The organism is Trinickia camelliae (genome assembly GCF_053525655.1).
This window is the reverse complement of sequence record NZ_JBCHAA010000010.1, coordinates 67,556-86,963: the sequence shown is the minus strand read 5'-3', so window position 1 is coordinate 86,963 and position 19,408 is coordinate 67,556. Positions and strand designations below refer to the sequence as shown.

Here is a 19,408-nt window from a genome sequence, read left to right as displayed (position 1 = left end):
ATGCTCACGCCCGATATCGCAGTCGAACTCATTGGCGGTGCGCTGCGCATCGTCATGCTGCTGGTCGCCGTGCTGGTGCTGCCGGGGCTCGTCGTGGGTCTGGTCGTCGCCTTGTTCCAGGCCGCCACGCAAATCAACGAACAGACTCTCGGCTTCCTGCCGCGCCTCTTTGCGACGCTCGGCGTGCTGATCCTCGCCGGACACTGGATCACGCACTATCTGATGGAATACTGCGTCGAGATCTTCCGGCGCGCCGCCGAGCTGGTCGGCTAAGGACGCACGCCATGGACGCCGTCTTCGCGCTACTGCCGGTGTGGGTCATCAAGATCGCATGGCCCTTCTTCCGCATCCTCGCGGCGTTCTCGATCGCGCCGCTGTTCGGCGATGCGGTGGTGCCGGTGCGCGCGCGCATCGCCGGCGCATTCGTGCTCGCGGTGGCGGTGCTGCCGGCGCTCGCGAATGCGCCCGCGGTCGACCCGCTGTCGGCGCAGGGCATCGCGCTCGTCTTCGAGCAGATCATGATCGGCGCCCTCTTCGGCCTCGTGTTTCATCTGGTGCTCGGCGCGTTCATGACGGGCGGCTTTCTCATCGCGTCGCAACTGGGCTTCGCGATGGCCGTGATGAACGATCCGCAGAACGGCACGTCGTCCGACGTCATCACGCAGTTCCTCTACCTGCTGTTCGTGCTGCTGTTCTTTTCGATGGATGGCCACTTGCTCGTCGTGCAGGTCGTCTTCACCAGTTTCCGCGCGTGGCCGGTGGGTCATGCGTTCAACTTGAATTCGCTGCGCGACTTCGCGTACATGATCGGCTGGATGCTGTCGGCCGCCCTGCTGCTCGCGCTGCCGACCGTGTTCGCGACGATGGTCGTGCAGGTCGGCATGGGCCTGCTCGGGCGCGCGGTCTCGCAGCTCAACATCTATTCGCTCGGTTTTTCCGTGGTGATGGTCGTCGGCATCCTGGTGGTGAGCCACCTCGTGTTCGCCGTGCCGGGGCACTACGCGCATATGACGGAGCGCGCGCTCGACTTCCTGGCGCGTGAGATGGGTTCGACCGCGGGCCCCGCGGGTGCTGTTGGTGCTGTCGGAGCCGCACATGGCTGACCAAAACAGCGCCGACAAGACCGAAAAGGCCTCGCCCCAGAAGCTGCGCAAAGCGCGCGAGCAAGGCCAGGTCGCCCGTTCGCGCGATATCGCCGCGGCCATCGGCACCGTCGTGAGCCTCAAGGTGCTCACGCTGCTCGCGCCGTCGTGGCTGGTCGAATTCCGCGCCGTGTTCGCGCTGTGTCTCGCCGATCTTTCCGGCGTCGGCGGTATCTCCAACGCGTGGTCGATCCTGTTTCCCGCAGCGTTCACGCTGCTCGCGAAAATGCTGGTGCCGCTGTTCATCGTGCCGATTTGCATTGCCGTGGGTTCGATTTTTCCGGGCGGCTGGGTGCTGACGTTTTCGCAATTCCAGCCGAAATTTTCGCGGCTCAATCCGCTTGCCAACCTCGGCCGCCTCGTGTCGGCCCGGCATTACACGCAAGTGGGCATTTCCATCGGCAAGGCGGTGGCGCTCTGCGTCACGCTCTATTTCGTCGTGTCCTCGAGCTTGCCCGAGTTCGTGCGTCTGCAATCGGTGCCGCTCTTGCGCGCGATCGCGGGCAGCACGGGCCTCTTGATCGACGCGGCGTTCACGATGACCACAGTGGTCGTCACGTTCGCGCTCATCGACATGCCGGTCCAGTACTTCCTGTTCATGAAGAGCCAGAAGATGTCCAAGCAGGAAATCAAGGACGAGTACAAGACCTCCGAAGGCCGCCCCGAAGTGCGCAGCCGCATCCGCCAACTGCAGCGGCAACTGTCCCAGCGCAGCATCTCGAAGGCGGTGCCGCAGGCGGACGTCGTGATCGCGAACCCGACTCACTACTCGGTCGCGCTCAAGTACGACGCGAAACGCGCCGACGCGCCGTTCGTGCTCGCCAAGGGCGTCGACGAAATGGCGCTCTACATCCGCGAGCTCGCCAAGGAGCACAACGTGCAGGTGCTCGTGCTGCCGCCGCTCGCGCGCGCGATCTACAACACGAGCCAGGTCAACCAGCAGATTCCGGCCTCGCTCTTCCGCGCGGTCGCGCAAGTTTTGACGTATGTGATGCAACTGAAGGCGTTTCAGGCCGGCCGGCGCCGCACGCGCCCCGTTCAACCGTCCGATCTCGGCCTCCCGGACGATTTTTTATCTCCCCCTAAGCGATGAAATCATTACTCCAATCACTCTCAGGATTGCGCGGGGCTAAGCTGGCGAGCCCGATCCTGTTGCTCGTCATCTTGTCGATGATGATCCTGCCGCTGCCGCCGATGGTGCTCGACGTGCTGTTCACGTTCAACATCGTGCTGTCGATCGTGGTCATCCTGGTGAGCGTCTCCGTCAAGCGGCCGCTCGAGTTCTCGGTCTTCCCGACCATCATCCTCGCCAGCACGCTGATGCGGCTCACGCTCGGCATCGCGACCACGCGCGTCGTGCTGCTGCACGGCCACAACGGCACGGCGGCGGCCGGCCACGTGATCGAGTCGTTCGGCAAGGTGGTGATCGGCGGCAACTTCGTCGTCGGTCTCGTGGTGTTCGTGATTCTGATGATCATCAACTTCGTGGTGGTCACGAAGGGCTCCGAACGGATCTCCGAAGTGTCGGCGCGCTTCACGCTCGACGCGATGCCCGGCAAGCAGATGGCGATCGATGCCGACTTGAACGCGGGCCTCATCAACCAGGAGAAGGCGCAGACGCGCCGCAAGGAAGTCGCGATGGAAGCGGACTTTTACGGCGCGATGGACGGCGCGTCGAAGTTCGTGCGCGGCGATGCGATCGCGGGGATTCTGGTGCTCGTCATCAACCTGATCGGCGGTCTCGCGATCGGCGTGATGATGCACGGTCTGTCGATCAGCGACGCGTTCCGCACTTACTCGCTGCTCACGATCGGCGACGGCCTCGCTGCGCAGATTCCGGCGCTGCTGCTCTCGTCCGCCGCGGCGATCATCGTCACGCGCGTGTCCGATTCGGGCGACTTCGAGCGCCAGGTCGGCCGGCAATTGCTGGCCTCGCCGAATGCGCTCTTCTGCGCCGCCGTGCTGATGTTCGTGCTCGCGATCATCCCCGGCATGCCGTGGCTGCCGTTCCTGAGCTTTGCGCTCGTGCTCGCGTTCGTCGGCTGGCGCATCGCGCAGCGCACGCCGAGCGAGGCCGACGACGCCGACATGAAGAAGATCGAATCGGCGCTGTTTTCGTCGAAGGACGAGCCGCTCAATTGGGACAACATCGGCTATATCGATCCGATGTCGGTGTCGATCGGCTTTCAGCTCGCAGGGATGATCGACAAGCAGCAAGGCGCGCCGCTCACGCGGCGGCTCGAAGGGCTGCGCCGCAGCATGAGCAACGCGTCGGGCTTCCTCTTGCCGGCCATCACGGTGCGCGACGACCTCGGGCTCAAGCCCGCGCAATATTCGATCGCGGTCAACGGCACGGAAATCGCGCGCGCGGTCGTGCATCCGGACAAGCTGATGGCGATTCCCTCGCCCGACGTCTATGGCGACGTCGACGGCACGCCTGAAGTCGATCCGGCCTACGGGATGCTCGTCACGTGGATCAAGCCCGAAGACAAGCCGCATGCGCTGGGCCTCGGCTATCAGGTGGTGGAAAGCGCGGCCGTGATCTCGACGCACGTGGCGAAAGCGCTGCGCGACCATCTGCCGGAGCTGTTCCGTCACGACGACGTCGCCGCGCTGCTGCAGCGGCTCGAAGCGATCGCGCCGAAGCTGTCCGACGCGCTCGACAAAGCGATGACGCAAAACCAGATGCGCAAGGTGCTGCGCATCCTGCTGGCCGAGAACGTGTCGCTGAAGAACATCGCGGCCATTGCGACCGCCCTGCTGGAAGCGAGCGAAACGACGAAAGATCCGATTCTGCTCGCGGCCGAAGTGCGCTGCGCGCTCAAGCGCGAGATCGTCGCGGAACTTGCGGGGACGAGCTCGGATATCCCCGTGTTCGGTCTTTCGGGCGAACTCGAAGGGATGCTGCTGTCGTCGCTCCAGCAGGCGCAGCAAACCGGCGCGGTCAATCTCGAGAATTTCCCGATCGATCCGAATCTGCTCGCCCAACTGCAGACGCGGATGCCCGCGGTGCGCGAGCAAATGAAGCAGCAAAGCCTGACGCCGATCCTGCTCGTGATTCCGCAACTGCGGCCGCTGCTCGCGCGTTATTCGCGGCTCTTTTCGCCCGGGCTCAATGTGCTGTCGTATAACGAAGTGCCGGAGGCGCGCAACGTCAATATGTTGGGGGCGTTGGGTTGAACCCGCGGCACGTTGGACCCACATGCTACATTTGAACTCTTACGCCAAGCGGAGGAAATCGTCGTGAACCGCAAGACGCTCAACGCATCGCGCCTGCAAGATGAAGTCAGCCGGCGCATCAACCGCATTCACGAATTGATCGAAGACGGCGTCAAGATTCGCGTGCCGCGCCCGCAACCACAAGCGCCCGACAAGACCGGCTGCAACTGGACCATGAAGCACTTCGGCAACGCGATCGGCTACGAGCGCGTGATCGCCGAGGTGCTCGACGCGGTGCGCGCCGAGTACAACCTCGCTGAAGACACCAAGGACATTCACAGCCTCTTCGGCGACCCCGAGGGTTCCTGATCGACTTCGCCGTGCCGCCGCCGCTTGCGGCCGAACGCCTGCCCCCATGAGCGGTCCGATGCATGCGAACCGGACCTCGACCAGCGCGGCAGCAGCGACTTCACCACACAACGAAGCAAGCCGACCTTGTGCGCGAGCGACACGGAACGCCAAAAGCGCGCCGGATCGAATTCGTCGTATTGCCCTTCGCGCTCGATGAGCGGCTTGTTGCCGGGCAGATGCACGAACGCGCAATGCTTGTACCAGAAGAGATTGCGGTGCGTGTTGCCCGACCAGTGGCGCCCGACCGACTGATACGCGCCCACATCCAGAATCGGCTGCCCTTCGTCCGCCAACACGTTGAGCGCCGCTGAGACGAACGCCTCGTCGCCGTGATGATTCAACTGCGCAAGCTCGGCCGTGTAATGGTCGAAATATTCTCTGCCGCGCGCCACGAGCCGCTTCAGAAACGCGGGCGTCGCCAGTAGAAACTCGCCGCCGTACCAGCGCGGATTCTTCAATCGCCGCCCCGCGACGATCTCGAGATCCTCGATCACGCGCGCGCTGCCATAGGCGGGAAACACCTGATCGGAGATATCGAACGCGCCCACGCCGAGTTGCTTGCTGCGCCGGATCACGTCGGCGTCGAGCGGGCGCAGCGCCACCATGTCCGTGTCGAGCAACAGCAGCAGCGCATCGTCCGGCAACCCAACGCTCGCCTGGCTCAGCAGATCGAGCTTGAAATGCGCCGCGTAAAACGGCGTGCTCTTCGGCAAATCGATGCTCGTCGCGTTCAACTCGTGCACGTTCGGACGCACGTCGGCCGGCACGCGGGCCAACATCGCCGTGACGCGATCCGCCGCGTTCGTAAAGACGTTCAGCCGCGGCATGCCGGCGCGCAGCAGCGACTTGTTCAAGCACAGCGCCTGCCAGACATAGCTGAGCGGAGTTTTGCTGCGGCTATTCGGACTCGACGCGGCCGCCGTGTCCAAGTACACGAGCGCGCACGGAAAAATCGAGCGCGCAGTTGGCGAGTTGCGCCCGGCGTCGTCCTGAGAACGATGCCTTCTTGTCATGTTCGAAACGATGCGACGCAAATCAGCGACAAAAGAAACCTGCATTCATGGCCCCAAGAACCCACTCGACAGCACAGTCAATGGTATGAGGGACCGCACGCATCGATGCGCCACAATGTCGTTGCCTGTAGCCATTGAAAAGCGCTTCGGCACGAACCATGCACGAGCGACGTATCGCGGACCCGTTTGAGTAGGGACCTGCGCAAAGAGCGTTCCTAGGTTCTGGAGTCTAGAGAAGCGGCAGTCCGCTATTGCGCTTCACTTCGCGCAGCGACAGCACCGATTCGACCGCGGTCACGCCAGGCAATGCGCGCAACACGTCGCGCGTAAATGCGCCGTAATCTTCGAGATCTTTGGCGACCACTTGCAGCAGATAGTCGGCGCTGCCCGAAATGTTGTGGCACGAGACGATGCGCGGGATCGCCTGAATTTCGCGTTCGAACTGATCGGCCAGCTTTCTCTCATGCACGCCGAAGCGCAGGAGCGCAAACGCGACCACGCCGATTTGCAAAGCCGAGCGCGACAATACCGCTTGATAGCCCTCGATAAAACCTTCGGACTCGAGCCGCTTCAAACGCCGCGCGCACGGCGTTTCGCTCAAGCCGACGGCGTCGGCCAAGCTTGCGTTGGTGGCCCGGCCGTCGGACTGGATCTTCATCAGGATCGCGCGATCCGTTTTATCAAGCTTCATGAGTCGATCTCCAAGAACGCGCAGAATCATAGTGTATTCCACCAACGCGCGGGTCTCGAAGGCCGGAAATAGCCGGAAACGCTCATGGTTCGGCGAGAAGACGATGCCCGCGACCTGAATCGAACCGGCGCCTGCATCGAACGCAAACGGGGCACCTCGCACCGGGGTGCCGCGCAACATCGCGCAACGCTCCGGTGGGGCGCCCCTTATTGCGGGTACGTCGTGACGTCTTGGTCAATCCTGCGCGAGACGCGTCTTCAGCTCGTTCGCCAATTGCTTGAGCGCAGCTTGGGTCGGCGCATCGTTAGCCAGTGCGTTGAGCAAGCCGAAGTCGTGGATCGTGCCGTTGTAACGGGTCGTCGTGACTTCGTCGCCGGCCGCATCGAGCTTGCGTCCGTAAGCCTCGCCTTCATCACGCAGCACGTCGAACTGCGCCACCTGGATCAGCGCGGGCGGCAGCCCCTTCAACTGCTCGGCCGAGGCGCGCAGCGGCGACGCGTAGATCTCGTTGCGCTGCTTCGGGTCCGTCGTGTACGAGTCCCAGAACCACTTCATCATCGGGCGCGTCAGAAAATGATCCTTCTGGTACGTGATGTACGAGCCGTGGTCGAAGTCGTGATCCGTCACCGGCCACATCAGACCCTGGAAGCGAATGTGCGGCCCTTGCTTGTCCTTCGCCATCAGGCTCACGACCGCCGCCATGTTGCCGCCGACGCTGTTGCCGACCACCGCGAGACGCTGCCCGTCCACACCGATCTCGTTGCCGTGCGCCGCGACCCACTTGGTCGCGGCGTAGGCCTGATTGATCGCCACCGGATAGCGCGCCTCGGGCGACGGCGTGTAGTTCACGAACACCGCCACCGCGCCCGACTGCACCACGAGGTCGCGCACCAGCCGCTCGTGCGTCGGGAAATCGCCCAGCACCCAGCCGCCGCCGTGGAAGAACATGAACACCGGCGGCGTGCCCGTCACGCCTTGCGGGCGAACGATGGTCAGCGGCACGCTGATGCCGTCCTGCTCGATGGTCTTGTTCGACACCTCGATGCCGGACAGATCCACCTTGACGCCGTTTTGCGCGTCGACCAGAACCTGGCGCGCCTTCGCAGGCGGCAGCGTTTCCAGCCCCGGTCCCTTGGCGCTATTGAGCACGCTCAGGAAGCTGGACGTGACGTGATCCGGGGCAAGCGGCGCGCCGGCGCTCGCTGCTGCGGCGAGCGTCGGAATGACCGCGAGCAGCGTCGTCAACAGCAAAGGCTTGAAGCTCTTCATGACTGGACTCCTGTCGATCAGAGTTAGCGCTTTAGCGCTTACTCTGATCCCATGCTGTGGTTGCTTGGAGTTGGCGCTTTAGCGTCTACTCCAAGCCCGCAGCGCGTTCGAATCGATGATCGATGTGGACGGAAAAACTCAAACGAGCGTCAGCGTGACGTCGATGTTGCCGCGCGTCGCGTTCGAGTACGGGCACACGATGTGCGCCTTGTCGACCAGCGCTTGCGCTGCTGCGCGATCCATTCCCGGCAGCGAGATCTTCAGCTCGACTTCAATGCCGAAGCCGTTCGGAATCACGCCGATGCCCACGTTGCCGTTGATCGACACGTCGGCGGGAATCGCGATCTTGTCGCGCGCCGCCACGAACTTCATCGCGCCGAGAAAACACGCGCTATAGCCCGCCGCGAAGAGTTGTTCGGGGTTCGTGCCTTCGCCGCCCGCGCCGCCCAGTTCGCGCGGCGTGGTGAGCTTGAGGTCCAGCTTGCCTTCGGGTACGACTGCGCGGCCATCACGGCCTCCGGTGGCGGTGGCTTGAGCACGGTAGAGAACTTTTTCGACTGACATGATGAGGCTCCTGTTGAGGTTATCTACTACTAGATAGATTCGAGGTTCAAAAAACGGCCGGTATTTTGTGTACCGGCTTTTGCATACCAACTTCAGACTATCTACTCGAAGGTAGGCAGCGAATCCAAACAAAAGGACGTCATTCGTCCCATTCGCAATTCACTTCTACAGCGAAACCACTGCGCCAGTTCTTCCCTCTTTGCCGAACCTGCGCGTTGTTCGGTTCCATGGATCGAACTTTATCTACTCATAGATAGACTGTCAAGCGTTTTTTCGGGACAACTGCGAGCCGTGCGTAAAATGCCTTCAGTAGGTCCGGAACGACAACCGCCGGCCGCGCTCGAGGCGCTCCAACCTTTCGAGCCGCAATGCACGCTTCTCGCACATGAACTCTGCTCGCCTGCTGCAACCCGGCACCCTGTGGCCGGCTATCGAGAAGCAAACCGCGCACGCCCTGCGTTGCGGCGCGCTGCAGCCGATCGCGTCCGACGAACGGACTCTCGACGACGCCGGTATCCGCTTCATCGTCCGCCAGGTGTCGAGCCTCGCGCGCAAGGAGGCGGTCAAGCCGGCGTCCGACTCATGCGCCCCATCGAGCGCCCCGTTCAATCCGTTTCTTCCTCACGATCCGAACCTGTTCGTCGCCGACATCTCCGACACGCACTTCGCGTTGCTCAACAAATTCAACGTCATCGATCATCATCTGCTGATCGTCACCCGCTCCTTTATCCCGCAGGAAACGCTGCTCGACACCGACGACTTCGCCGCGTGGCTGGCGTGCCTCGCCGAATTCGACGGCCTCGGTTTCTACAACAGCGGCCCGGAAGCGGGCGCGAGCCAGTCGCACAAGCATCTGCAGGTCGTGCCGCTGCCGCTTGGCGCGTCGGGTGTGGGGCTGCCAATCGAGCCGCTTATCAAGGCGGCGCACCTGCGCGGGGCCATCGGCACCCTGCCCGGCCTGCCGTTCCGCCACGCGTTCGCGACGCTCGACAATCCGGCGCCGGGCAGCCAGGCAGACGCGGCCCCGATCGCCGCTGAGGCCGCCGACCGGTACCGCGCGCTTTTCGTCGCCGCCGGATTGCAAGCCATCGACGCAAACGGCCAAGCGCAACTTTCCGCGCCGTATAACCTGCTCGTCACCCCGCGTTGGATGCTGCTCGTGCCAAGATCGACGGAACGCGTCGAGACCGTCGCGGTGAACGCGCTGGGATTCGCGGGATCGCTGTTCGTGCGCGACGCCGCGCAAATGCAAACGGTCGAACGGCTCGGGCCGATGAACGTGCTTCGCCAAGTTGCGGTCACGCTAGACGCAGATCGATAACGCCACGTCGAGCCACCTCGCGCCGTCATTACGCCGCCGTTGCGCGCCAGCCGCATCCGCTCCGCAGACGACGCAACTCACCGTATCATCATGGCCTCCGTGCCAACCCCTGCGAGCATCATGTCTTTCGTCGTCCCGCCTGAAGCGCAAACCGTCATCCAACCCGACGTCACATCATCAAGCAGCCCAGCAGCTCGCGCGCGTTCTCTCGCCGGCACGTGGCTGCGGCTGCGCATTCCGGCCGCAATCGTCTGCGCCGCGCTGGCCGCCTGCAGCGCCACCGCACCGGTAACGTCAGGGCCTGTCGCCGAGATCGACCGGGCCGGCCTGTTCCCGATGGCCGCGTACGATCAAGACGTCGATCACTGGATCAATCCCGCGAGCGCCGACTACGACAAGCCATTCCTCAGCGCGAGCGACCAGCAAGCCCACTTTCAAGCGCTCTACGCACGCGAGTTCGGCGCCGATGCCAACAGCCCCTCGCCCTGGAACCCGGTGTTCGTCGACCAGCGCGTGTACCGCGGCCGCGGCGGCGACATCGCCGACTTGCAAAATCACCGCATCGCGCGCTACGACAACACCGGCAAGACCGAGCGCCAGATCGGCTACGGCCAGAACTTCCGTCCCTACACAAAGACGTGGATCGACGCCATCGCTCAAAACATGGACGTCGGGCAGTTCGAGCGCAACGCCTCGTACACGCCGGCACGCCGCGCGATCGCCACCGGCAACCTGCTCGTGCGCGAGCTGCCGACGATGGACCCGTTCTACTATTCGCGCCATTTCGCGGGCGAAGGCTATCCGTTCGACAACCTGCAGATCTCGGCGATCCGGCCGGGCACGCCGCTCTACGTGCTGGGACGCAGCGTCGACGGCGGCTGGGACTACGTGCAGACCCCCGACGTGCAGGGCTGGGTGCGCAGCGACAACGTGAGCCTCGCGGACAAGACGTTCATCGACAGGTGGCGGCGCACTGCGCTCGGCGGGCTCGGGGCGGTCATTGCGGCGTCCGCGCCGGTCATCGACGGCGGCGGCACGTTCCGCTTCGATGCGCCGGCCGGCACACTTCTGCCGCTCGCGTCGCTGCAGCTTGGCGCGGCGCCCGGCAAGCGCGTCGTGCTCGTACCGGCTCGCGATCTCGACGGCCGCGCGGTGATCCAGACCGCGCAATTGAGCGACGCGCAGATCGCGCCGATGCCGTACGCCGCCACGCCGCGCCATCTCGCGACGCTCATCAAGGCGCTGATCGGCCGCCCGTACGGCTGGGGCAACACGGGGCTCTATAACGACTGCTCGTCGGAATTGCAAAGCATCTTCGCCGCGTTCGGCGTGTGGCTGCCACGCCATTCGTCGACGCAGATGAGCGCGGGACAGATGGCGGATCTGTCGGCGTCGACGCCCGCGCAACGCCTCGACTATCTGGTGAAAAACGGCCAGCCGATGCGCACGCTGATCTATATCGGCGGCCACGTGATGCTGTATTTGGGGAACACCACGCGCGGCACGCAGACGGTGCCCGTGGTCTATCAGGATGTGTGGGGACTGCGCCCCGCCGACAACAGCCGGCGCGCCGTGATCGGCGGCTCGGTGATTTTTCCGCTGCTCGAGCAGATGCCCGAGGACCCGGCGCTGCAATCGCTTGCCGGTACATCGATCTTCCAGGTCAGCGTGCTCGGCACGCCGCAAACCGGCACGCCGCCCGAGCCCGACGAGGACAATCCCGCGAGCTGATTGCGACCTGATTGCAAGCCGCTCGCTCGATCGGCGCGAACGGCCGTTCCACAATGAAAAAGCGGCATGCCGACGGAGAGCTTCCGTCAAGCATGCCGCTTCTTTGATCACTGCCCGCGTGCGTTTATTGGGTCACACGGCACCGCTTGCGCACCCCTTGCCGGCATGACCCCACACGCAACTCACTCGCCTTACTGCAGGAGCGACAAGATCATCTGGCTCATTTGCGAGCTTTGCTTGAGCATCGACGTGCCCGCTTGCATCAGAATCTGCTTGGACGACGAGTTCGCCGTTTCGCTCGCGTAGTCAACGTCCATGATTCGGCCGCTTGCGTCTTGCGTGTTGCTCGTCATGTTCGAGAGGTTGGCCGCGATGTGGCCCAGGCGGTTTTCCGATGCGCCAATGTTCGAACGCAGGCTGCCGACCGAAGCGATCGCGTCGTTGAGCGTGTCGATCATCTTGTTGGCGCTGCCCGCGGCGGTCAGTTCCGTACCCGCCGTCGTCGGATCCTTATAGGCTCCGCTGGCCGCGACGAACGCCGAATCGACACCCTTCAGCGACGTCGAGAAATCCACGGTCATCGTTTCGCCCGAGCTTGCGCCGATCTGGAACGTCAGGGCCTTCGAGAGCTTGCCGTCGACCGCGCCGCCGCCGCTCGTCGAACCGAACAGCTTTTCGCCGCCGTACGACGTGTTCTTCATCGTGTTGGCCAGTTCGGTACCGAGCGCGTCGTATTCCGACTGCATGGCCGTCTTGTCGTCATCCGACGACGATGCGTCAGCCGCTTGCGTGGCCAGATCCTTCATGCGCTGCAGGATGTTGGTCACTTCGTTGAACGCGCCGTCGGCGGTTTGCATCAGCGACGTGGCGTTTTGCGTGTTCTGCGAAGCGACGGTCATGCCGTTCGTTTGCGCTTGCAGACGCGTGGCGATTTGCAGGCCAGCGGCATCGTCGGATGCCGAGTTGATCCGGTAGCCGGTACCGAGACGGGTCATCGATTGGGTCAGCGCGGATTGGTTCTTGGCGACAGCATTCTGAATCACCAGCGAAGCCATGTTGGTGTGCAGACTAAGCATGATATTTCCTCCGGGAAGTGAGACTAAAGACACGTCACATGACGTCCTTACCCCCCAAAGGCGGCGTGCCCCCGAAAAACCTTAAGACCTTTCCGAAAATGAGGATACCTATTGGTCTAAATCAAGTTCACCGGGCCGGCGAGCTTATTTGGTCACCGCCGCGCCGCTCGCGAGACGTACTGCGGGCCCGCCGCCCACGGGCGTCGCGCTGATGCCTTGCATGCGGAAAAAGCGCATCCAGTCCTGCTCGGCCTTGGCCGTGAGAATCATCAACTCGACCCGGCGATCGTGCTCGCCCGTGGCGTCGCCATCCGCGGCCGGGACCTTGTCGGCCATCGCGATGACCTGGAACACCTGCTTATCGTCGAGTCCGCCATCCTTCAGTGTCTGACGCACGCGCAGCGCGCGACGGCTCGACAGGTTCCAGTTGTTGTTGAACACACTTGAATCTGTGTATTGCACCGAGTCGGTATGACCGGCAATCACGACTTTGTTCTTCACCTGCGTCAACACAGGCGCCAGGCGGCGAAAGAGCATCGCCACCGGCGTTTCGAGCACGTCGCTGCCGCGCACGAACATGCCATGGTCGTCCGTGTCGTGCACGACGATGCGCAATCCGTCCTGCGTCACGATCGTCTCCATGTTCTTGTCGAGGCCGAGCGCTTTTGCCTGTGCCTGAATGGCAGCGGCGAGCGCCTGTTGCTGCGCGGTCGAATCGGCCGACGATGAAGCGTAGGACGATACGTCGTCGCCGCCTTTGTCGCGATCCTTGCTCCCTTCGGCTGCGTGAGGTGCGTACGGCGCGACCTGCGGCGTCTTGGCGTTCTGTTCGAACATGCCTGCGCCCCCGTCGAGGACCGGGCTGCCGCTCACTTGGGCCGCGATCTTCATCCGCTCTTCCTGGGTCGACGCGCTCATCACCCACAACACCATGAAGAGCGCCATTAGCGCGAGCGTGAAGTCCGCAAACGCGACCTTCCACGCGCCGCCGTGATGCTCCTCGTGATGCTTGGAACCGCGCTTGATAATCGCGGGACTGTGATGTGCGTCATCCTTCTTCATTTCATTTCTCCGGCAATCAGTTGGTTCTCAGCTTCGTGATCCACGACTCGAGCGTCGCGAAGCTCGGCTTCACTTCGAGCTGGATCAGCTTACGGCCCGCATCGACGGCAAGCAGCGTCGGCTTGCCGGCCACTTGCGCGCACAGCACCACCTTCACGCATTCGAACGCGGACATCTCCGACTTCACGCGCTGCACCATCGCCCCCGCCAGCGGATCGAGAAAGCCGTAGCAAAAGAGAATGCCCATGAAGGTCCCGACCATCGCGCCGGCCACCTGCACGCCGACCTCCGCGACCGAGCCGCCGATGCTGCCCATCGTCGTGACGATGCCAAGCACAGCCGCCAGGATCCCGAAGCCGGGCATCGCCTCGGCGATCTTGCCGAGCGATTTCGAGGGCTGAAGGAATTCGCCTTCGATCGCTTCGATTTCCTGATCGAGCATGCCTTCCAGCTCGTGCGAAGTGATACGGCCCATCGCCATCAGGCGGAAGTTGTCGACGAGGAACGCCGTGAGCTTGCGCTCGCCGAGGATCATCGGATACTTCTTGAAGACCTCGCTTTCCTCGGGGTTTTCGACGTGCTGGTCGAGCGCCTTGAGGCCGCCGTCGCGCACCATTTCGAGCAGCTCGTACAACACCAGCAGCAGCTGGCGCTGAAACTCGCCGTCGCTCTTGCCGCGCGCAATCACCTTCTTGATTTGCGCGAGCATGTCCATCAGCACATGCTTCGGACTGCCCATCACGAGCGCGCCAAGCGCCGCACCCACGATAATCAGAATCTCGGTCGGCTGCCAGATCGCGTGCAACGATCCGCCGTGCAGGAGAAAGCCCCCGAACACGCAGCCGACGACAAAAAACGCACCCAACAAAATCTGCATTTCACACCCCTCTATGTTCTGTCGCGCGGCGCCACTTCCCATAACGCCTCGACTCGTGTTCTGACGGGACCCGCCTGCCGCTCACTCGCACAACAACTGCGTGATGATTGCCGCGTTGAACGGACGATCGATATGCCGGCTGTCAGCGATGCTCAACATTCTCGTGCTGACGTCGTTTTGCAATTGCTCGAGCGGAACGTTCCGGATCTTGTCGTACGTATGCACCGACAACGCCTGAACGGCAATGCTGCGCACCAGCGGCGTGATGTTCTTGAACTTGTCCTTGTCCTTCGCGTTGACCTCGAACGCCATGTCCAGCGAACAGACGCGATAGATCGACGACGCGGAACCGTCCGACGTCAACGTCAACGGCACGGAGACCATGATCTTGTTCAACTCGATGTAGTCGAACGGCTTCGCGCGCTTGACCACTTTGGCTTCTTCGTTGTGGTCATCTCGAAACCCGTTAAAGTTTTGAAACAGCAGGGCCCCGCCGGCGCCGCCCGCAATCAGCAAAACGAGTCCGATGGCCGCAATCGCCGGCTTGCTTTTGAAAATACTCATGGCTTTTCTCGCTGAACGATTGCGGACTGGCGTCATAGCATGCCCGTCAGCCCGCACTCGACATCAAAATCGGACCGTTGATTCAACGGCCCCAATGCGGTGCGATCTTGCCGATCAGCAACGCCATCCGAACTGCGGGATAGCGCCGCTCATCGGCATGACCACGCGCAACTCACTCGCCTTACTGCAGGAGCGACAGGATCATCTGGCTCATTTGCGAGCTTTGCTTGAGCATCGACGTGCCCGCTTGCATCAGAATCTGCTTGGACGACGAGTTCGCCGTTTCGCTCGCGTAGTCAACGTCCATGATTCGGCCGCTTGCGTCTTGCGTGTTGCTCGTCATGTTCGAGAGGTTGGCCGCGATGTGGCCCAGGCGGTTTTCCGATGCGCCGATGTCCGAACGCAGGCTGCCGACGGAAGCGATCGCTGCGTTGAGCGTGTCGATCATCTTGTTGGCGCTGCCCGGGTCAGTCAGTTCCGTACCGGTTGCGCCGGCCGTCGAATAAGCCGCGCTGCTCGTGCCGAATGCCTTGTCGACCGAACCCAGTGCCTTCGAGAAGTCAACCGTCATCGTTTCGCCCGAGCTTGCGCCGATCTGGAACGTCAGCGCCTTCGCGAACTTGCCGTCGACCGTGCCCGTGCCGTCGCCGCCGAACAGCTTTTCGCCGCCATACGACGTGTTCTTCATCGTGTTGGACAGTTCGGTACCGAGCGCGTCGTATTCCGACTGCATCGCGGCCTTGTCGTCATCCGACGACGATGCGTCAGCCGCTTGCGTGGCCAGATCCTTCATGCGCTGCAGGATGTTGGTCACTTCGTTGAACGCGCCGTCGGCGGTTTGCATCAGCGACGTGGCGTTTTGCGTGTTCTGCGAAGCGACGGTCATGCCGTTCGTTTGCGCTTGCAGACGCGTGGCGATTTGCAGGCCAGCGGCATCGTCGGATGCCGAGTTGATCCGGTAGCCGGTACCGAGACGGGTCATCGATTGGGTCAGCGCGGATTGGTTCTTGGCGACAGCATTCTGAATCACCAGCGAAGCCATGTTGGTGTGCAGACTAAGCATGATATTTCCTCCGGGAAGTGAGACTAAAGACACGTCACATGACGTCCTCCCCCCCCAAAGGCGGCGTGCCCCCGGAAAACCTTAAGACTTTTCCGAAAAGATAGGGGCCCTATAATGCGAGCCATCCTCACTCGTGGCGTCGGTACGATGCAAATCAAACTCATCGCTTCCCGGTTTAAGTTTTTGCCGCTGATTGTCATCGCGGGCATCGCATCGGCGCGTGCCGAAGCGCCGGCCGCATCCGTCGAAGCCCAAGTCGGACAGGCCGCCCACGCATGGCTCGATAACTATGTGAAGCAGCATCAGCTGCAGGATGCGCGCGTCGAGGCCACGGTTCTGTCGAGCCGGCGTCCGGCGCCGGCCTGCGATGCGCCTTATGACATCACGCCGGCCGGCAATGGCCAGCTCGGGCATTTGACGTTTGCCGTGCGCTGCCCGAACGATGCGCGCACAACCTTCTATCAGGTGCGCACGAGCGTGTTTGCGAAAGTGGTGGTGGCGGCCGCGGATATACCGGCGCGACAGCCGATCGGCGTCGACGACGTGACGCTTGAAGAAGAGAACCTCGCCGCTTCACCCGACGCGCTGACCGACCCCGCCGCGCTCGCAGGCCGCGTCAGTCGCCGCCCGATCAAGGCCGGCAGCGTCGTGCAAGCGCGTTTTCTACAGGGAGAAACGGATGTGAAGCGCGGACAAATGGTGCAGATCGTCGCGCGCAATCAGCAAATCGAAATCAGCGCGCCCGGCGAGGCCATGCAAAACGGCGCGAAAGACGACGTGATCCGCGTGCGCAACACGAGCACCGGCAAAGTCATCGCCGCACGCGTGACCGGGCCCGGCACCGTCGAACCGCTCATTGACCAGTAATGCACATGCCGGCGCGGTTGTCGTTGGTCTCGACGATCCACGCGTTCGACGTCAGTTTCCGAAAGCGCATATCGACTTCCTCGCCCGGCGCCACCAGTGCGCCCGGTACGGGCTGGGAAGCCGCATTGTCGAGCTGCGAATACGCGAGCTTGCTCACCTTGCTCAGGACCGTGCCGTCACGCGCGAACAGCATGTCGATCGAACCGCTGCGATCGATCGACAGGCGCTCTTCCTCGTGGCGATAACAGCCGCTCAAGCGAATACGCCCCGCATCGAGCCAAAACGACGTCGACAGCACAGCGGTACGCGTCGCTCCGCCATCGGCGGACAACAGATAACGCGGCTGGCGCACCACGCATTCGCCGTGCGGCAGATCGCGGTAGGCGCCGCGCGCCATGTACCAGGCTGTCCAGCCCGACAGCAGCACAACGGCCAGGACTAGTGATAAGCCTTTTCGACGAAATAGGTTTCGCACTGCTCGGGTGCCTCGTAAATGGATTTCGGACAAACAGCCAGCCAGTCGTTGTTGCCGAGCCCGATCTGATAGATATAGCTGCCGGCGACGGGCGTAACGTGAATCGATTGAAGGAGTTCCTTTTGCTCCATCCTGCCATTCGAGAAGTAGTGCACGCCGTCGACCGTCTGCGCAAAGGGAAACTCGAACTTCCGGGTGCCGTCGAAGAACGTCTTCCACGCAAGCACGCCGGCCCACGCGATCAGCACGCCGTAGACCGCATAGGTCACCAGCCGGCGGCGCTTTGTCGGCGGCGCTACGATGGCCGGTGTTGTCGCCTCGGGCGCGGCAAGCGAGCCTTCGGAAGCGGACAGCGTGGCGGCGGGCTCCGGCGCTAAGGGCGGCACGGCCGCTTCACCGCTGGCATCGCGCAATGGCGCTTGTGTAGGAGCATCGCTCGCTTCAGCGGCGATCCGGTCGGCGTCCGTTTCATTGGACACACCCGCGGACACACCCGCTTCGGCCGCCGGTTCCAGCGACGGCAAGGGCGAAGGCGCAACCACGGACGCCGGCGCTTCGGCAACCGGCTCGACCGTGCCGATGAACTTCAAGCCGAGCCGCGGCAAAGTCTTGATGAGGCTTCCCGACACGCCCTGCTCTTCGAGCTTCAGGCGCAAGGCACGCACGAGCTGGTGATAGCTGCCTTCGGTCACCACCATGCCCTTGCTTTCCCACACCTGCTCGATCACCGCCTGCTTGGTGGCGATGCCCTGCATCAGCAGCGTCAGCAATTCCGTTTCATTGGCGGCCAGCGCGGTCACGAGATCGCCGTTCGACAGCGTCATCAGATTGCTGTCGAATACGAGCCGATGCTCGATCAGATATTTTTCAAAAACGGCGGCCATCTAACTGTTCGCTAAGATGTTTTCATCGAAATGAGCGCGTCGGCGCCGGCAACTACGCGGGCACAAACGGCTTTCTGGAGCGAGCGATTGGCGCTGCGCTGAAGTTGCGCCAATTCACTCCACTATTTATAGACCTTGTTGTTGCTGCGGGACAAAATCGCCTTTAGACCGATCGGGCGCCCGAAGAATACCGCCCTGTATAGGTGAGGCTTCCTTACCTCTATCTTAAAAAGGCGCTTAAATTTTGGAAACGCCTTAGAACGACCCCAATGCCGCAGATCAACCTAACGCGACTTTTAACGATTTCGGGATGGGGCAAATTCTAAAGGCTAATGGGCAAGATTCACGAATGTTTTGCGCGGATCAATGGCTCAGAGCGCAAGTCGTATAGACAAAAGAATCGCGTAGCGGTATAGAAGCCCAATCCGCCAAGCCAAGTCATTTTTACCGATTAAGCGAATACGTTTTCTAAATCGCTTGCTATTGGCTCGCATTACGCGAACCCAATAAAAGACAAACCGGTATAGCTCGATTGCGCGCGAATGACCCGGCGCGTAGACTGCGGGCCCCATCGCACCTCGTCGATATCCCGCATGCCGACTTCTCTGCCGTTCCCGCCTGAAGGCATCCGCACAGAACGCGTCGTGCTGCGTGCAGCGCGTCCCGCCGACTCCGAAGCCGTGCACGCCTACCATACCGCCAACCGAGCGCATCTCGAGCCCTGGGAGCCAGCGAGGCCCGCACAGTTCTATACGCGGGAAGCGATCGAGACACGGCTCACGTCCACGGTCGAACAAATGGCGGCCGGCCATGCATTGCATCTGCTGCTGTTCGAACGAAGCGAAGGCCAACTGATCGGCGACTGCAACTTCACCAATATCGTCCGCGGGCCTTTCGAGGCGTGTCATCTCGGGTTTGCGCTCGACGCTCGCTTCGAAGGCCGTGGACTGATGCAAGAATCGCTCAGGGCTGCGATCGAATTCATGTTCGACCGCGGCGGTCTGCATCGCGTCATGGCGAACTACCGGCCGGAGAATCAGCGCAGCGCGCGCTTGCTCGAAAAACTCGGCTTCGAACGCGAAGGCTTTGCACGCGCGTACTTGAAGATCAATGGCGTATGGGCCGACCACGTGTTGACTTCGCTGATCAATCCGGCCGCGCAGTGACTAAACAAAACGGGCGGCGCTGGTTGAGCGTCGCCCGTTCGTCGTCAAGAAGCCGCGGTTCGACCAGCCGCGT

General features: G+C 62.5%; 20 protein-coding genes. 9 read left to right on the top strand and 11 right to left on the bottom strand.

Annotated features, from left to right (window positions below):
• The 5 genes from fliQ to AAHK20_RS17735 all read left to right on the top strand — a co-directional run bounded on the left by fliQ (position 1) and on the right by AAHK20_RS17735 (position 4,670).
• Positions 1 to 273 carry a flagellar biosynthesis protein FliQ gene (gene fliQ / locus AAHK20_RS17755; RefSeq protein ID WP_449182808.1) on the top strand — a complete coding sequence of 91 codons (273 nt, stop codon included), beginning with the start codon at positions 1 to 3 and terminating at the stop codon, positions 271 to 273.
• An 11-nt stretch (positions 274 to 284) separates the two neighbouring features.
• The gene (gene fliR / locus AAHK20_RS17750) at positions 285 to 1,103 is read left to right on the top strand and encodes a flagellar biosynthetic protein FliR (RefSeq protein ID WP_449182807.1); all 819 of its coding nucleotides are present in this window, start codon (positions 285 to 287) and stop codon (positions 1,101 to 1,103) included.
• Positions 1,096 to 2,235 carry a flagellar type III secretion system protein FlhB gene (flhB, locus tag AAHK20_RS17745; RefSeq protein ID WP_449182806.1) on the top strand — a complete coding sequence of 380 codons (1,140 nt, stop codon included), beginning with the start codon at positions 1,096 to 1,098 and terminating at the stop codon, positions 2,233 to 2,235. The genes fliR and flhB overlap by 8 nt, the downstream gene beginning before the upstream one ends.
• A complete protein-coding gene (locus AAHK20_RS17740) occupies positions 2,232 to 4,322 on the top strand; it encodes a flagellar biosynthesis protein FlhA (protein ID WP_449182805.1) in 2,091 nt (696 codons plus the stop codon). Before flhB ends, AAHK20_RS17740 begins: the two co-directional genes overlap by 4 nt.
• A gap of 63 nt (positions 4,323 to 4,385) precedes the next feature.
• Positions 4,386 to 4,670: a hypothetical protein gene (locus AAHK20_RS17735; RefSeq protein ID WP_449182804.1), complete on the top strand. Its 285-nt coding sequence runs from the start codon at positions 4,386 to 4,388 to the stop codon at positions 4,668 to 4,670.
• Here AAHK20_RS17735 and AAHK20_RS17730 read toward each other — a convergent pair.
• From AAHK20_RS17730 to AAHK20_RS17715, 4 genes are all read right to left on the bottom strand, one after another.
• A complete protein-coding gene (locus tag AAHK20_RS17730) occupies positions 4,637 to 5,566 on the bottom strand; it encodes a hypothetical protein (RefSeq protein ID WP_449182803.1) in 930 nt (309 codons plus the stop codon). The two genes, AAHK20_RS17735 and AAHK20_RS17730, sit on opposite strands and share 34 nt — an antisense overlap.
• A 388-nt stretch (positions 5,567 to 5,954) precedes the next feature.
• Positions 5,955 to 6,416 (bottom strand): Lrp/AsnC family transcriptional regulator, encoded by a 462-nt coding sequence (locus tag AAHK20_RS17725; protein WP_449182802.1) that lies wholly within the window; start codon positions 6,414 to 6,416, stop codon positions 5,955 to 5,957.
• Between the two features lie 234 nt (positions 6,417 to 6,650).
• Positions 6,651 to 7,685: an alpha/beta hydrolase gene (locus AAHK20_RS17720; protein ID WP_449182801.1), complete on the bottom strand. Its 1,035-nt coding sequence runs from the start codon at positions 7,683 to 7,685 to the stop codon at positions 6,651 to 6,653.
• Positions 7,686 to 7,823: 138 nt separating this feature from the next.
• Entirely contained in the window at positions 7,824 to 8,249 is a 426-nt protein-coding gene (locus AAHK20_RS17715) for an organic hydroperoxide resistance protein (protein WP_449182800.1), read from the bottom strand.
• A gap of 385 nt (positions 8,250 to 8,634) precedes the next feature.
• On the opposite strand from AAHK20_RS17715, the gene AAHK20_RS17710 reads away from it, so the two are divergent.
• Positions 8,635 to 9,570: an ATP adenylyltransferase family protein gene (locus AAHK20_RS17710; protein WP_449182799.1), complete on the top strand. Its 936-nt coding sequence runs from the start codon at positions 8,635 to 8,637 to the stop codon at positions 9,568 to 9,570.
• 120 nt (positions 9,571 to 9,690) lie between these two features.
• Positions 9,691 to 11,301: an SH3 domain-containing protein gene (locus AAHK20_RS17705; RefSeq protein WP_449182798.1), complete on the top strand. Its 1,611-nt coding sequence runs from the start codon at positions 9,691 to 9,693 to the stop codon at positions 11,299 to 11,301.
• A gap of 191 nt (positions 11,302 to 11,492) precedes the next feature.
• Here the strand turns inward: AAHK20_RS17705 and AAHK20_RS17700 are convergent, their stop codons facing one another.
• From AAHK20_RS17700 to AAHK20_RS17680, 5 genes are all read right to left on the bottom strand, one after another.
• Positions 11,493 to 12,377 (bottom strand): flagellin N-terminal helical domain-containing protein, encoded by an 885-nt coding sequence (locus tag AAHK20_RS17700; RefSeq protein ID WP_449182797.1) that lies wholly within the window; start codon positions 12,375 to 12,377, stop codon positions 11,493 to 11,495.
• A gap of 144 nt (positions 12,378 to 12,521) precedes the next feature.
• On the bottom strand, positions 12,522 to 13,439 hold the full coding sequence (locus AAHK20_RS17695) for a flagellar motor protein MotB (protein ID WP_449182796.1): 918 nt from the start codon (positions 13,437 to 13,439) through the stop codon (positions 12,522 to 12,524).
• Positions 13,440 to 13,455: 16 nt separating this feature from the next.
• Entirely contained in the window at positions 13,456 to 14,316 is an 861-nt protein-coding gene (gene motA / locus AAHK20_RS17690) for a flagellar motor stator protein MotA (RefSeq protein WP_449182795.1), read from the bottom strand.
• Positions 14,317 to 14,397: 81 nt separating this feature from the next.
• Positions 14,398 to 14,880 (bottom strand): flagellar basal body-associated FliL family protein, encoded by a 483-nt coding sequence (locus AAHK20_RS17685; protein ID WP_449182794.1) that lies wholly within the window; start codon positions 14,878 to 14,880, stop codon positions 14,398 to 14,400.
• 181 nt (positions 14,881 to 15,061) lie between these two features.
• Positions 15,062 to 15,943, bottom strand: a complete 882-nt coding sequence (locus tag AAHK20_RS17680; RefSeq protein ID WP_449182793.1) for a flagellin N-terminal helical domain-containing protein — start codon at positions 15,941 to 15,943, stop codon at positions 15,062 to 15,064.
• A 147-nt stretch (positions 15,944 to 16,090) separates the two neighbouring features.
• Between AAHK20_RS17680 and flgA the strand changes: the two genes are divergently transcribed.
• The gene (gene flgA / locus AAHK20_RS17675; protein WP_449182792.1) at positions 16,091 to 16,810 is read left to right on the top strand and encodes a flagellar basal body P-ring formation chaperone FlgA; all 720 of its coding nucleotides are present in this window, start codon (positions 16,091 to 16,093) and stop codon (positions 16,808 to 16,810) included.
• On the opposite strand, the gene AAHK20_RS17670 is transcribed toward flgA, so the two are convergent.
• Both AAHK20_RS17670 and AAHK20_RS17665 read right to left on the bottom strand, forming a co-directional pair.
• Positions 16,797 to 17,207, bottom strand: a complete 411-nt coding sequence (locus AAHK20_RS17670; RefSeq protein WP_449182791.1) for a hypothetical protein — start codon at positions 17,205 to 17,207, stop codon at positions 16,797 to 16,799. The two genes, flgA and AAHK20_RS17670, sit on opposite strands and share 14 nt — an antisense overlap.
• Positions 17,208 to 17,248: 41 nt before the next feature.
• Positions 17,249 to 18,169 (bottom strand): winged helix-turn-helix domain-containing protein, encoded by a 921-nt coding sequence (locus AAHK20_RS17665; protein WP_449182790.1) that lies wholly within the window; start codon positions 18,167 to 18,169, stop codon positions 17,249 to 17,251.
• A gap of 593 nt (positions 18,170 to 18,762) precedes the next feature.
• Here AAHK20_RS17665 and AAHK20_RS17660 point away from each other — a divergent pair.
• Positions 18,763 to 19,335 (top strand): GNAT family N-acetyltransferase, encoded by a 573-nt coding sequence (locus AAHK20_RS17660; RefSeq protein ID WP_449182789.1) that lies wholly within the window; start codon positions 18,763 to 18,765, stop codon positions 19,333 to 19,335.
• The last annotated feature ends 73 nt before the right edge of the window (positions 19,336 to 19,408 follow it).

Excerpts from the sequence above, each read along its gene's own strand:
- AAHK20_RS17670 (WP_449182791.1), bottom strand. The coding sequence starts at position 17,207 with ATGGCGCGCGGCGCCTACCGCGATCTGCCGCACGGCGAATGCGTGGTG.
- flhB (WP_449182806.1), top strand. The coding sequence starts at position 1,096 with ATGGCTGACCAAAACAGCGCCGACAAGACCGAAAAGGCCTCGCCCCAG.
- AAHK20_RS17685 (WP_449182794.1), bottom strand. The coding sequence starts at position 14,880 with ATGAGTATTTTCAAAAGCAAGCCGGCGATTGCGGCCATCGGACTCGTT.
- fliQ (WP_449182808.1), top strand. The coding sequence starts at position 1 with ATGCTCACGCCCGATATCGCAGTCGAACTCATTGGCGGTGCGCTGCGC.
- AAHK20_RS17700 (WP_449182797.1), bottom strand. The coding sequence starts at position 12,377 with ATGCTTAGTCTGCACACCAACATGGCTTCGCTGGTGATTCAGAATGCT.
- AAHK20_RS17725 (WP_449182802.1), bottom strand. The coding sequence starts at position 6,416 with ATGAAGCTTGATAAAACGGATCGCGCGATCCTGATGAAGATCCAGTCC.
- fliR (WP_449182807.1), top strand. The coding sequence starts at position 285 with ATGGACGCCGTCTTCGCGCTACTGCCGGTGTGGGTCATCAAGATCGCA.
- AAHK20_RS17740 (WP_449182805.1), top strand. The coding sequence starts at position 2,232 with ATGAAATCATTACTCCAATCACTCTCAGGATTGCGCGGGGCTAAGCTG.
- AAHK20_RS17680 (WP_449182793.1), bottom strand. The coding sequence starts at position 15,943 with ATGCTTAGTCTGCACACCAACATGGCTTCGCTGGTGATTCAGAATGCT.
- AAHK20_RS17705 (WP_449182798.1), top strand. The coding sequence starts at position 9,691 with ATGTCTTTCGTCGTCCCGCCTGAAGCGCAAACCGTCATCCAACCCGAC.
- AAHK20_RS17660 (WP_449182789.1), top strand. The coding sequence starts at position 18,763 with ATGCCGACTTCTCTGCCGTTCCCGCCTGAAGGCATCCGCACAGAACGC.
- AAHK20_RS17695 (WP_449182796.1), bottom strand. The coding sequence starts at position 13,439 with ATGAAGAAGGATGACGCACATCACAGTCCCGCGATTATCAAGCGCGGT.
- AAHK20_RS17715 (WP_449182800.1), bottom strand. The coding sequence starts at position 8,249 with ATGTCAGTCGAAAAAGTTCTCTACCGTGCTCAAGCCACCGCCACCGGA.
- AAHK20_RS17720 (WP_449182801.1), bottom strand. The coding sequence starts at position 7,685 with ATGAAGAGCTTCAAGCCTTTGCTGTTGACGACGCTGCTCGCGGTCATT.
- AAHK20_RS17710 (WP_449182799.1), top strand. The coding sequence starts at position 8,635 with ATGAACTCTGCTCGCCTGCTGCAACCCGGCACCCTGTGGCCGGCTATC.
- motA (WP_449182795.1), bottom strand. The coding sequence starts at position 14,316 with ATGCAGATTTTGTTGGGTGCGTTTTTTGTCGTCGGCTGCGTGTTCGGG.
- flgA (WP_449182792.1), top strand. The coding sequence starts at position 16,091 with ATGCAAATCAAACTCATCGCTTCCCGGTTTAAGTTTTTGCCGCTGATT.
- AAHK20_RS17665 (WP_449182790.1), bottom strand. The coding sequence starts at position 18,169 with ATGGCCGCCGTTTTTGAAAAATATCTGATCGAGCATCGGCTCGTATTC.